We start from the raw sequence: 13603 nt of genomic DNA, 5'->3' as shown, positions 1-13603 counted from the left end.
TTACCTCCTTCTATTCTTCAAAAAATGCCTGTCCAACTTTGTATTCATCAGACAATACCATAATACCTTTTTCCTGTGGTGCATTTGGTAAATTTAATTCTTTCATAGAACAAATCATTCCACTTGAATCTACACCGCGTAAGGCTGCATCTTTAATAACCATTCCACTAGGCATTACTGCACCTACTTTTGCAACAACGACCTTTTGCCCTGCTTCAACATTCGGCGCACCACAAACAATTTGTAGCTTTTCTGTTGCTACATCTACATTCAATACACTTAATTTATCAGCATCAGGGTGTTTTTCTTTAGTTTCAACATAACCAACAACAAATTTTGGTGATAAATCTGCATTTAGTTCAAACGTGAAACCAGCATTTTTAATTGCTTGTTGTAAGTCCTGAATTAACTTCTCATCCAATTTTATATGTCCATTTCCATCAATATCTGACACTTTTGATGCATTGAATATATTAAAACCTACAATCTTGTTATCTTGACGAATTGCTACTACATCATTCTTCGTCTCATACGTAAATTCGCCTGTTGCGGGCTCAATTTGTAAAAAAGCTACATCTCCTACAGCTTCTTTATTGTAAAATAAATTCATTTTTTTAACTCCTTATTCCTTATCTTTATTTTCATATTGTTTTCGAGTTGCTTCTAATCTTTGGATGACATTTGGGTTTCTTTTTTGTTTATTATTTTTACCCAAAATAAATATTGGCTCAAAATGTCCATTATCATAAGCTAATGAAAGTGACGTAATTGGAACTAATCCTTTCGTGAAGAATTCCATCGTTAAGTGTGCCATAACATCGTAACCTGTTTTATTTCGAATATCAGCAATAATCAACACGTCTTGATGCGGTACTGCCACCAACATCTCACCTTCACATTGCGCTTGTATGTCATTTAAAAAGGTAGAATTTAAAATTCTACTGGCATCGTAACCATCATTTGAATTTACAAAATAGAAGATATTACCCTTAACTTCATCGGTTTTATATTTGTTTTCAAGTTTTCGAACATTAAATAAAGCCATTTCTTTCACTTGTTGTTTAGTAAGATTTAATTTTTCTAACATTTGCTCATCTATCAAGCGATAAGATTTTCCTAAATCTACTGCATAATAAATATTAGTTTCTGCAGTATGTTTATCTATAACAAATGAATTACCTTCTTTGTCTTTTTTATCAAAACTAGGCGACCTTAATACAGGCATTATCTCAATATTCTCTGTTTCAGATAACGCCTCCCCTTTCATTTGTTCAATCGCTTCTTCGACATAATATACAATTTCATCTACAATATTTTCTTTTTGTTCTTTATATTTCGCTACAATTGTTGAAAGTTTGACAGTGACACCTTTGCCATTATCATTTCTAGATACGCGTAGCGTTTCTTCATCACGATTAAAACTAAATTTGACATCTAAATGTTTTAATCTATCTTTTAATTTATCTCTCATTTGAAAGACATTCATCGTTAACACTCCTATTTACGTGTCTTTATACAGTTTACAATAAATATACCCTTAGGAACAGAAAAAAAGTAAGTTCTAAGGGTATATTTTTATCGTGCACTTAATAAGATTCATTCACTTTATGTTTATAAAGAAGCTAAAAAATTATCTATCTGTTCAATGGATTTACGCTCTTTTCCAATATAACTTCCAATTTGTTGTCCATTACTAAATACTAAAAAGCTAGGAATGCCCATAATACCATGTTCAATGCAAATATCTATAAATTTATCTCTATCCACTGATACAAATTTATAATTTGTATACTTCGCTTCAAGTTGTGGTAAGTCTGGTTCAATCACTTTACAATCTGGACACCAATCAGCAGTAAATAAAAATACAGTGTCCCCTCTTTTAAATTCTAAAAATTGTTGTTCATTTTCTAATTGTTCCATCTAATCACTCCAAAACATTATTTATACTGTAAAGTATTTATTATTTCGTCATCTAAATTTTTAACTGATTGTAATATTAAGTTTCTTGCAGCGTCATAATCACGAAAATCAAATACTGCATTTGTACTGTGAATATAGCGTGCACAAACACCAATAACTGCAGTTGGAATACCAATGTTTGCTTTGTGAATTTCTCCTCCATCTGTACCGCCTGGAGACATATAATATTGATATGGAATTTGAAATTTATTTGCTAAATCTAATAGAAAATCTCTAAACGTTGGCTTTAGTATCATCGTACCATCTTTTATACGAATCAATGTCCCTTGACCCAATTCACCGGAAAGATTTTGCTTTCCTTTCATATCATTTGCTGGCGAACAATCTACTACAAAAGCTACATCCGGATCGATTAATTCAGCAGAGGCTTTTGCACCTCTTAACCCAACCTCTTCTTGAACATTTGCGCCAACATATAAATCAAAATCTAGCTCTACGTCTTTTAATAATTCTAATAATTCTATACCTAATAAACAACCATAACGATTGTCCCACGCTTTACTAGCAAACCTATGCTCTGATAACTGTGTGAACGGTGTGTCTGGAACAATAGTATCACCAATTTGAATGCCTCGATTGATAACATCTTGTTCACTTTCACAACCAATATCTAATAATAGGTCCTCAATTTTTGGTGCACCTTCGTTACCTGTCCTAAAATGTTTCGGTATATTCGCTACAACTCCTATGATTTCTTCATTGTTTCTTGTTTTAACTTTTAGTCTTTGACCTTGCCATATATCAGTCGCTACTCCACCTAAATTCGTGAATTGTAAGAGCCCATTATCTGTGATGTTCGTTATTAAAAAGCCCACTTCGTCCATATGAGCAGCAACCATTATTTTCTTTGAATTTTTAGATTTAGCTCTCTTAACTCCATAAAAGCCGCCCATTCGATTGTATACAAAGTCATCTACATACGGTGACATTTCAGATTTCAAATATGATTTAACGTCATCTTCAAATCCTGGCGCTCCATGTAATTCTGTTAATATTTTCATTCTTGATAATGTTTTACTTTTGTCTATACTCAATGTCATTCACTCCTTAATATTTATTATATCATCTTCATTATGGTAAACTATAAATATGAATTTATTGGGGGTAGATTGTAATATGTTGAATAAAAAAAGTTGGTTCTTCATCGGCTTAATTTCAATAACAACTATTGTTGGATCAATTTATTTTTATACGCGTCAAAAGCAACTACAAAATCGTAATCCAGAAGCTATTATTACAGATGTAAAAACTTATTTTATGAATGTTGTAGGTTCTTACATACTAAATGAAACGATAATGTATCAAAATGCTGGCGATCAATTAGAAGTCTTTCAAGGTGGTATCACTACCCTTCATAATGGCAAACGCACTTATTATGATTTTTATGCCGACGCTAAAACTGGTGAAGTGATAAACATCATTGAATGTAAATGATAAACGGTTAAAGTTATGAACACACTTGTATCATGTAGAAAATATTTGTCGACTACACTGAGATGATTACAATGAAAGAAATAAACTATATTACTGCTCAAACTATGAAGACATTGATTGTATTTTTAGTTAAGATATAGTGCTATTTCAAATGTTCAAAACTTTAACCTTTTATTTTATTCTCTTGTAATGTAATGCTCGATTTCAGATGGTTCCTTTTGATTAAATTTTACAGCAAAGTAATTTACATCATGATAATATAAAAACCAGTAATTTTCTAAAATGAATCTAGGTATCATGCGTTCTTTTTCTCTTATAGACTGCATTGGATAATCATCGTAAGCAGTTACCCACAGTGGATTTTTATGTGCGACTGTAGGAAAAATATCTCCCATATGTACTGCTTTTTCTCCTGCATTTTCTACTGTAATAATAGAATGACCGTAACTATGGCCACCAGTATGATACATATTAATCCCTTTGACGATTTCAATTTCTTTTTCAAACAGCAATAATTTATCGGTGAAATCACCATTATTTTTCTGCCAATAAGTTGATTTACTTCGTATATTTGGGCTAACAAACTCATGCCATTCATCTTGTTGAATAACATGAATCGCATTTTTAAAAACTGCACGCCCTTCACTATCAGTTAATCCTGACGCATGGTCAAAGTGTAAATGTGACATTAAAACATAATCAATATCATTCGTTGTCAAATTAAATAATTTTAAATCTTCTTCTATATTACTTTCATAATGCACACCAAATATTTTACGCTCTTTTTCGGTAAGCTTATGATTACCAATACCAGTATCAATAATAAAGTTAAATTCTTCCGTTTGTATTAAAATTGGATGTGTAGGTAATGGAATCCGATTTTCCTCACTTTGCTCATATTTTTTAGCCCATAAAACTTTCGGAACCACACCAAACATCGCTCCACCATCAATATTTGTAATGCCACCGTTCAGGTAATGTATCTTGAAATTTCCTAATTTCATAATCAATCCCCATTTCTTGATTTAATTACTAATTAATTAATATAGTAATATAATACACAGTACACGTAAAATAACGAAATTTGTTAGTCTTCTGCTACAACAAAATTTCATGGTGATTTTGTTAAGTACTGATGCCTAGTGAAATTATATGAACGAGAGAGTACAGGCTCGAGTCATATTCCCAGGCAAGCATGTACGAGCAAAATCGTAGCACGCTTATAATAAAAAGGACTAATCCGTCATTTTTTGAACTGCACCCTGTCAAGTAGACAGTGAAAAAAACAAAATGTTTATGGCTACCTTATATTTACGATATAAGGGTAGCCATTTTTAATGTTATTCTTTCTTGATTAAAAATTCTATATATGAATTAATTGCTTTTATTGCTGTAGCCTTGTCTTTAAAAATCACTTTTTTTCTTCCTCTAAACAATTCACTTTTAATAGTTCCCCATACACCTTCCATAGGTCCATTATCTATGCAACATCCTGGTCGTGACATACTTTGTTTTATACCAAGTTGCTCTAACGTAACTTTAAATAATCTGCTTGTATATTGATATCCTCTGTCGCTATGCAAGAGTATACCTTCGGTATTCGGCACAAGTTTGACTGCTTTTTTGAGCGTATCTAATACAAATTTATTGTTATTTGAGGTACTTAATTTATGACTGATAATCTGTTTGCTGCCTAAGTCATAAATAGCACTTAAGTAAAGTTTTTTACCATTGCTGAGTTTGAATTCTGTAACGTCAGTTAACCATTTTTTATTTGGGATTTGTTCTTCAAATTTTCTATTTAATATATTATGTGCTGTAATTTCAGGTGTTGTTTTAATATATCGTTTTCTTTTAGGGCGGATAGTAGATTTTAGATTAAGTTGATTCATCAATCTATAGACACGTTTATGATTTACTTTTTGATGTAGTTTAAGTCTTAAATATATGTATATACGACGATATCCATATATGCCTTTGTATTTATTGTAGATATCAACGATATCTTTGATTAATTTTTGATTTTCAATTTCTTTATTTGATGGTTTGCGATGTAACCATTTATAGTAACTTGAACGTGATATCTTTAATACTGAACATAACCAAGCTATCGGATAAAGGTTTTTAAATGCTTTTACCGTTTGGTATGATGCTTTTTGTCTGATGCCTGTTTCATCAACTTCCTTTCTATTTCTTCTTCCTTTTTAAAACGTCATTTTCCATTTGAAGAAATTTATTTTTCTCTTTAAGTATCTTAATTTCAGCTTTTAATGCCTCTTCAGGTGTTAATACAGACTGGGGTTTCCCTTTTCCACGTCCATCTTTAAGCCCATCATACCCATGCAAGTTGTACTTTTTTACCCAGTTATATACTTGGCTATAATTGATGTTAAAATGATTTGCTGTTGTCTTATACGATTGGCCATGATTCATATAATAATCAACGATTTCTACACGATCTTCAAATGTTAATGATTTATATTTCAATTGATACACCTCGGGTTTTGGAGAATATGTTTTTAATATTTTACCCGATAAATACTTTGAAATCCATTTGTTTACAGTTGAAGTAGTGGGGATATTATATTTAACTACTAAATCAGTTAAAGATAGGCCATCATTTATATATTCGTTCACAACTTTAAGCTTAAATTCATTTGAGTAGGTATTATTTCTTTGAATTGGTAAAAGCACCTTTATTCCATGCTTCTTAAATTTATAATAGTTAATCAATAATATTCTAGGAGAACAATTTAAATTTAATTTTTGAATTACATTTTTCATACTATATCCTTCTTCATATAAGCTGAAAGCTTTTTGATAAGTTTCAGGTGATAATTTTCTATGAGTCATAAAAAAGCTCCCTTCAAAGTTTACATTTTTAAGTGTCTACTTTGAAGGGAGCATATCATTTGCGGATTAGTCCTTTGTTTTGAACGTGAGATTTTGGGCTGCGTCATTACAAATATTTAATTACTATGGAATTTTGCTTCCATTCTATAAATTCTTGAACCTCTGTCTGAAAACTTGCGCTCATATTCTGTTTCAATATTATTTTCTTTTTCTTCTTGATGCAAGTTCAAATTTATTTTTGTAAAATACATACCAAATTGGGACATACTTTCTAAGCTATAGGCAAATAATCCTCTATTATCTGTTTTAAAATGAATCTCACCATCTGTTTTTAACACTTGTTTATACAAAGATAAAAACGTATGATACGTCAATCTACGCTTAGTATGTCTTCTTTTCGGCCAAGGATCAGAAAAATTTAAATAAATACGTGAAATTTCACCATCTTTAAAGTATTCATTTAATTCTATCGCATCGTTACATATCAATTTAATATTCGTTAGATTTTGCTCTCTCACTTTATCTAACACTTTGACCATTACATTTTTTTCACGTTCCATAGATATAAAATTAATTTCAGGTCTTTGTGCAGCAAGTGTTGTTATAAATTGTCCCATGCCGGAACCAATTTCAATATAAATTGGTTGTTCTTTGTCAAACCACTCACTTATATGTCCTGCATGGCTGCCATCTGTGTCTACAATATCAGGATGCGATTTTAAATAATCTTCTGCCCATGGCTTGTAACGCATTCTCATTTTCTTGATAACTCCTTATATAAATGCATTGTTATTCATTACTTGGTTTAAGAACTTCAGCCACATATTCATATCTTTATAGCGTTTTTGTTCTTCATACCACTGAACCATACCAATAGATTGTACAGCAGTATACCATTTCATTCTTTTTTGCAAGTCTATAGAATCTTTCGTACCGTAATCATTTAACCACTGAGGCCATTTATTTTCAGGAACGTAATTGTATAGCAGCATGCCTAAATCAATTGCTGGATCTGCAATCATTGCACCTTCCCAATCCACTAAAAATAGTTCATCGTGGTCAGACAACAACCAATTATTATGATTGACATCTCCATGGACAACTGTAAAAAATCTAGGGTCAAGACTTGGCATATGATCTTCTAAATAAGTTAATGCCTTTCGCACCACATGGTGTGTTAACACTTCTCTAGATAATGAGGCGTTTATTTTATTCAACAAAATATCAGGCGTAATAGGATACATTTCCATACGCTTCAACATATTCAAAAGTGTTTTTGAACTATGTATTTTTTTCAATAAATTAGCTACTCGTTGTTCATACATCTCATCAAAAGTTAACTCTCTGCCATTTTTCCAATGCTGCGCCGTCACGACTTCCCCAGTCTCTATTCGTTTCGTCCATACGAGCTTAGGTACAATACCTTCAGCAGACAAGGCTGCAATAAATGGGTTTGAATTTCGTTTTAAAAACAATTTCTGCCCATCTTGTTCAGCCATATATGCTTCTCCAGATGCACCACCTGCTGAATCAAGTGTCCACCCTAATTGATAAAACTGCTCCAACACGTTCACCTCACTTTCAATTAGAAAATGGCTCCAGAAAACAGATTTCGAGAGCCAAATATAATCATTTTCTAATACACACACTTTTAAACTTAAAACTCTATATTACTGTCATTATATGATAACGACCATTTTGTCCCATAGAATCAAGTTTTTATATTTAAATATGAAATACTGTATCGAGATTGATAATAACTTTAACATCATATCATATATCATCTCGTAACAGTATTTTTTTCGAAAAATTCCTTTAGTTTTTTTAAATGAAATTTCATGTCTCAATTTCAAGTCTCATAGAAGATTTTATAATGTTTAAGGATTTATTTCAACCAATAATGAGAAACAAAAAGTCACATTTTACTACAGTATTTTTCTATAATTTTTAAATCGGCTCAGTTAGCATTATAACATAATTTAGCTTTGGTAAAAGTTACATTTTATTTCCTTTTATGGAAAATATTAACTATCTGTGTCAATGTATCTATTAAATCCTTCTTGTAACGATTTCGTTATTGGTCCAACTTCTCCGTCTCCTACTTGTTCACCATCTAATTTTACGACTGGCATTACTTCAATAGATGTACTAGACACAATAATTTCATCTGCATTTCTTAAAAAATCTACAGTAAATGTACCTTCATTAAACGGTATACCTTTTTCTTGAGCAATATCTTTTATGACCATACGTGTAATACCATTCAATATATAATTATTTACTGGATGTGTATAGATTTCTCCAGCTTTAATAGCATAAACATTGCTTGATGATCCTTCAGTAACAATATCACCTCTATGTTGAATAGCCTCTTGAGCGTTATATTTAACTGCACGCTCTTTAGCCAACACATTGCCAAGTAAATTCAAGCTTTTAATATCACATCTTAACCAACGAATATCTTCAGTTGTAATCGCATTAATACCTTCTTCTAATAATTTATATGGACGATCGTAAGTTTTAGTAAATGCCATCACATTTGCTTCTACTGATGGCGTAGGAAATGCATGGTCACGAGGGGCTGCTCCACGTGTAACTTGTATATATACGCCACCATTAACGACACCATTCGCTGCTAATAATTCTTGGATTAATTCTGTAAGCTCTTCTACATTATATTTCAATTCTAAACCTATTTCTTTAGCACTTCTCAAAAGTCTTTCAAAATGTGGTTTGGCAGTAAAAATATTATTGTTGTATGTTCTAATATATTCATATATACCGTCACCAAATACATAACCACGATCATTGTATGGTACGCTTGCGTCTTGTTCGTCTACTAAATGTTCATTAATAAGTACTTTTGTCATCATCATTCCTCCACACATAGAGCATATAAAGCTTCTAAATAAATACTAGTTGCATTGAATAATTGTTTTTTCGTAATATACTCATTTTTTTGATGCATTAAATCTTCTGAATCATTAAACATAGCACCAAATGCGACACCTTTATCTAAATTTCGAGCATAAGTTCCACCACCAATTGTGTATGGTTCAGTTTGGTCACCTGTTTGATTACGATATGTTTTCACTAAAGTTTGTACGAAAGGATCATTTTTATCCACATAGTGAGGTGTTTGATTTTTACCTAATGCTATAGAAAAACCAAGTTCCTGAATCTCACCTTTAAAACGAGTCATGGCTTCTTCAAATTCAAAACCTTGCGGATATCTTAAATTAATACCGAATTGACCACCATTTTGATTATCATATGAAATGATACCTATATTTGTAGTTACATCTCCCATAACATCTGTGTGGAATTTCATTCCCATTTTTTCACCGAAATGAGAGTTGAATAAATACTGTTCACTAAATTGAGTGAAATTTTCAGCAGTTTTGTCTAAACCTAATTGGGCTAAGAAATGTAATAAGTACAATCCAGCATTCACACCAATAGATGGATCCATACCATGTACGGCTTTACCGTATGCTTTAAGCACTAATACGCCACTATCAACGATACTTTCACCATTTATATTATGATCAGATAGAAATTGTTCGAATTTTTGAATGACGTCAGTCATATTTTCTTTAACCGCAAGTTTACCAATTGCTTCGTCAGGTACCATGTTATAACGTTGACCTGATGTAAAAGAAATAAGTTCATATTCTGGTTCATCTTTATCTTCAGCTTTTTCATTTTGAACCACATCAAAAGTACTAATACCCTTTTCACCGTGTATTGCTGGGAATTCAGCATCAGGTGCAAACCCTAAAGTTGGCATTTCTTCAGTTTTAAAATAACGCTCTGTACATTTCCAATCTGACTCTTCATCAGTACCTATAATGATATGTATACGCTTTTTCCAATTAACTTTCATATCGTTCAATATTTTCACGGCATAATATGCGGCAATTGTTGGCCCTTTGTCATCTAGTGTGCCCCTTGCAATAATCTTATCTTCAGTTACAACTGGATCAAAAGGATTAGTATCCCAACCATCACCAGCTGGCACTACATCAACATGACATAAAATCCCCATAACATCTTCGCCTTCACCAGCTTCAATACGCCCTGCAATATGTTCAACATCGTGAGTATCAAATCCATCACGTTCAGCAATTTCGTACATATAATCTAATGCTTTACGTGGTCCAGGTCCGACTGGATTATCTGAAGAAATTTCATTATCATCTCTCACACTTTCAATAGATAATAAGCCTTTTAAATCATTTATAATATCTGTTTCGTATTCTTTCACTTTTTCTTTCCACATTTAGCATCAACTTCCTTTTTAATACTTATATAATTAATATTTTACATGAAGTAGTACAGAAACTACAGCGAGATGTGATTATTATTTTAAAAAATTCACTGTATAATTAAATGAAAAACAGTTTAAAACCTTTCATATACCTAACTTTCAATTTCTGTATTAATATATAAAAAAACCTAGTTCAAAACAATGAACTAGGTAAAAAAATCAAATGTATAATTGCTTATTTATTTTTATTGTTTTTGAGCTCGTCTTCAGTAACGACGCGAAGATTATTTGAAGGGTCAGCAGCACCTTCATCTGTAAATCTTGCTTCCTCAACATGCTCTTCGTCTTCAGATTCACCCTTAAAACGTTCTTTTTGTTCGTTAATAAAACCTTTAGGATCTTGTTTTACTTTTGAAGCATAACCTTTAGGGTCTTGTTTTACTTCATTATAAGTTTCATTTGCTTTTGAACTAATCTGACTTGCGATGTCTTTGGCGTTTTGTTTATAAGATTCAGGATTTGATTTATATTTGCTATATTCATCCTTTAATTTATCTCTATTCTCTTTTTTAGAAAGAACAACTGCAGCAGCTGCGCCTCCAACACCTAAAATTGCTTTTAATAATTTTGACATAATAACACCTCTTTATTATTTTAATCCTAATTGTTTAAAATCTATTTGAGTTAAATGGCGATACTCACCTGGCGCTAAAGATTCATCCAGTTTTAATTCACCAATGCTAATGCGTTTCAATTCTAAAACTTCATTATCTATAGCATGAAACATGCGTTTAACTTGATGATATCTTCCTTCATAAATTGTGACAAATGATTTATATGCTTCATCACTTTTTACTAAAGTCGCAGGCTTTGCCAAACCCTCATTCAATTCAATACCCATTTTAAACGATTTTATATCATTATTTGTAATATTTTTTTGGGAAATCACCTCATAGGTTTTAGATACGTGTTTCGTTGGGCTCATTAGTTCATGGTTAAAAGTGCCATCATTCGTAATTAATAACAAACCCGAAGTATCTTTATCTAAGCGACCAACTGGAAACACATCTAAAAACCGGTACGGTTCAACTAAGTCCACAACTGTTTGATGTTGCTCATCCTCTGTTGCAGATACGTAACCTTTAGGCTTATTTAACATTAGATAGACTTTATCAATATAAAGAATTGTTTCATTGTTTTTCTGTACTTCATCAGTTTCTGGATTTATTTGTTTTTTAGGAGATTTTTCTATTTTATTATTAACTGTAATAATACCTTTTTTCAATAATTGTTTAACTTCTGTACGTGTTCCTACACCCATATTAGCTAAAAATTTATCTAATCTCATTTTATAATCCCTAATTTACGTCTGAGTTTATTTGGAATATCTCCTAAAAATTGGTCAGCAAGTTTCGTCTTCATCGTAATACCACCGTAAACAATCATACCTACTATGACACTGATAATTAAAATTGCTAAAGCACCAAATTTAGTTTGCGGAGAAATAACCATTTGTAATAAAAACGATGATAATTCAACTACGACCATCATTAACAAGCCGTACAAGAAAATTTTACCAAAATGTAACCACGTTTCCGAGAAGTCAAAACTCGCATATTTTTTAAGTATATAAAAATTACAGATAACAGCAAATAGTAATGCTATCGCCGTACTTAAAATTGCTCCAGCAGTATGGAATACCATAATCAATGGCGTATTTAGTATTACTTTTAATACTACTGCCGCTAAAATTACAAAGACTGTTAACTTTTGTTTATCAATACCTTGCAGCATAGAAGCTGTTACACTTAACAATCCAATTAAAATAGCAACAGGTGCATAATAAAATAACAATTGACTACCATCGACATTATAACTATAAAAGACAGTATACAATGGTAGCGCTAAAGCCATAATTCCCAGACTTGCAGGGACTGTAATATACATTAACACCCCTAATGATGTTCGAATCTGTCTGTGCATTTCTTTTAATTCACCAGATTCATACGTCTTAGTAATAAATGGAATTAAACTCACTGCAAAACCAGCAGATAATGACGTTGGAATCATTACTATTTTATTTGTCGTCATGTTTAAAATAGTAAAGAAATAGTCATGTAAACGACTTGGCACTCCAGCCAAATCTAAGGCACCATTATGTGTAAACTGATCTACCAAATTAAATAGTGGGAAATTTAAACTAACAATTACAAATGGGATGCTATAAGAAATAATTTCTTTATACATTTTTCCATAAGATACAGAAATATCAGAAGTATCCGTTGCCACCATTTTTTCAATATTAGGCTTTCTCTTTCTCCAGTAATACCATAAGGTGAATATCCCTGCAATCGCACCTACTGCAGCAGCAAATGTTGCTATACCATTGGCCTGTAACACACTTCCACCAAAAACATTCAGAACTAGATAACTTCCTACTAAAATAAATAAAATACGTGCGATTTGTTCAATAACTTCTGATACAGCAGTTGGACCCATTGATTTATAACCTTGGAACACACCACGCCATGTAGCCAGTAATGGGATAAATATGACTACCATACTGATAATTCTAATAATCCATGTGATGTCAGCGACGGACCAGCCACCCTTAGCACCAGATTCATGGGCTAAAGTAATTGTGGCAATGCTCGGTGCTAATAAATATAAAATGAAAAATCCAATAAATCCTGTTATAGTCATAACTATAAAGCTTGATTTATATAATTTTTCACTGACTTTATACGCCCCTAAAGCATTATATTTAGACACATATTTAGACGCCGCTAATGGCACCCCAGCAGTTGCAACTGCAATGGCAATATTATACGGCGTATATGCATAGTTAAAAGGTGCCAATTTTTCTTCTCCACCAATTATGGAATAAAAAGGAATAATATATAAAACACCCAAGACTTTAGTAATCAATATACTAAGGGTGATTAAAAAGGTACCCCTAACTAATTCTTTACTTTCACTCATTCAGATCTTCCTATCTCAAATTTAATTTTTACAATCATAACTTTAATCATAACGTTATAAACACTTTTTTTCAAAACTATATTA

At 31.8% G+C, this 13603-nt stretch carries 13 protein-coding genes and 1 pseudogene; 1 reads left to right on the top strand and 13 read right to left on the bottom strand.

Translation table 11 applies throughout. The features are described from left to right. Positions 1-10 precede the first annotated feature (10 nt). From ytpR to JG554_RS05485, 4 genes are all read right to left on the bottom strand, one after another. Positions 11-610 carry a YtpR family tRNA-binding protein gene (ytpR, locus tag JG554_RS05500; RefSeq protein WP_046206826.1) on the bottom strand — a complete coding sequence of 200 codons (600 nt, stop codon included), beginning with the start codon at positions 608-610 and terminating at the stop codon, positions 11-13. A gap of 12 nt (positions 611-622) precedes the next feature. Next, positions 623-1486: a DUF1444 domain-containing protein gene (locus tag JG554_RS05495; protein WP_046206825.1), complete on the bottom strand. Its 864-nt coding sequence runs from the start codon at positions 1484-1486 to the stop codon at positions 623-625. A gap of 125 nt (positions 1487-1611) precedes the next feature. Then, entirely contained in the window at positions 1612-1920 is a 309-nt protein-coding gene (locus tag JG554_RS05490) for a thioredoxin family protein (RefSeq protein ID WP_046206824.1), read from the bottom strand. A gap of 17 nt (positions 1921-1937) precedes the next feature. Further along, positions 1938-3020, bottom strand: coding sequence for a M42 family metallopeptidase (locus tag JG554_RS05485; protein ID WP_436954836.1), 1083 nt, complete (start codon positions 3018-3020; stop codon positions 1938-1940). A 76-nt stretch (positions 3021-3096) separates the two neighbouring features. Between JG554_RS05485 and JG554_RS05480 the strand changes: the two genes are divergently transcribed. Beyond that, on the top strand, positions 3097-3414 hold the full coding sequence (locus JG554_RS05480; RefSeq protein WP_046206822.1) for a hypothetical protein: 318 nt from the start codon (positions 3097-3099) through the stop codon (positions 3412-3414). Between the two features lie 176 nt (positions 3415-3590). Here the strand turns inward: JG554_RS05480 and JG554_RS05475 are convergent, their stop codons facing one another. From JG554_RS05475 to JG554_RS05430, 9 genes and pseudogenes are all read right to left on the bottom strand, one after another. Further along, positions 3591-4418, bottom strand: a complete 828-nt coding sequence (locus JG554_RS05475) for a YtnP family quorum-quenching lactonase (RefSeq protein ID WP_046206821.1) — start codon at positions 4416-4418, stop codon at positions 3591-3593. A 307-nt stretch (positions 4419-4725) separates the two neighbouring features. After that, positions 4726-6267: pseudogene (locus JG554_RS13340) on the bottom strand (IS3 family transposase). A gap of 116 nt (positions 6268-6383) precedes the next feature. Further along, a complete protein-coding gene (trmB, locus tag JG554_RS05460; RefSeq protein WP_064208824.1) occupies positions 6384-7025 on the bottom strand; it encodes a tRNA (guanosine(46)-N7)-methyltransferase TrmB in 642 nt (213 codons plus the stop codon). 15 nt (positions 7026-7040) lie between these two features. Then, complete coding sequence (locus JG554_RS05455) at positions 7041-7832, bottom strand: phosphotransferase family protein (protein WP_046208347.1); 792 nt, start codon at positions 7830-7832, stop codon at positions 7041-7043. 459 nt (positions 7833-8291) lie between these two features. Further along, complete coding sequence (dat, locus tag JG554_RS05450; RefSeq protein ID WP_070039548.1) at positions 8292-9137, bottom strand: D-amino-acid transaminase; 846 nt, start codon at positions 9135-9137, stop codon at positions 8292-8294. A 2-nt stretch (positions 9138-9139) separates the two neighbouring features. Continuing rightward, the gene (gene pepV / locus JG554_RS05445) at positions 9140-10549 is read right to left on the bottom strand and encodes a dipeptidase PepV (RefSeq protein WP_064208821.1); all 1410 of its coding nucleotides are present in this window, start codon (positions 10547-10549) and stop codon (positions 9140-9142) included. Positions 10550-10772: 223 nt separating this feature from the next. Then, positions 10773-11171: a YtxH domain-containing protein gene (locus JG554_RS05440; protein ID WP_046208344.1), complete on the bottom strand. Its 399-nt coding sequence runs from the start codon at positions 11169-11171 to the stop codon at positions 10773-10775. A 15-nt stretch (positions 11172-11186) separates the two neighbouring features. Beyond that, a complete protein-coding gene (locus JG554_RS05435; protein ID WP_070039550.1) occupies positions 11187-11885 on the bottom strand; it encodes a pseudouridine synthase in 699 nt (232 codons plus the stop codon). Next, on the bottom strand, positions 11882-13519 hold the full coding sequence (locus tag JG554_RS05430) for a putative polysaccharide biosynthesis protein (protein ID WP_064208819.1): 1638 nt from the start codon (positions 13517-13519) through the stop codon (positions 11882-11884). The genes JG554_RS05435 and JG554_RS05430 overlap by 4 nt, the downstream gene beginning before the upstream one ends. Positions 13520-13603 lie beyond the last annotated feature (84 nt).

Source organism: Staphylococcus sp. 11-B-312, assembly GCF_016743055.1.
Classification (GTDB): Bacteria; Bacillota; Bacilli; order Staphylococcales; family Staphylococcaceae; genus Staphylococcus; species Staphylococcus ureilyticus.
Note: the sequence above shows the minus strand (reverse complement) of the source record. Positions and strands in the feature narration are given on the sequence as shown.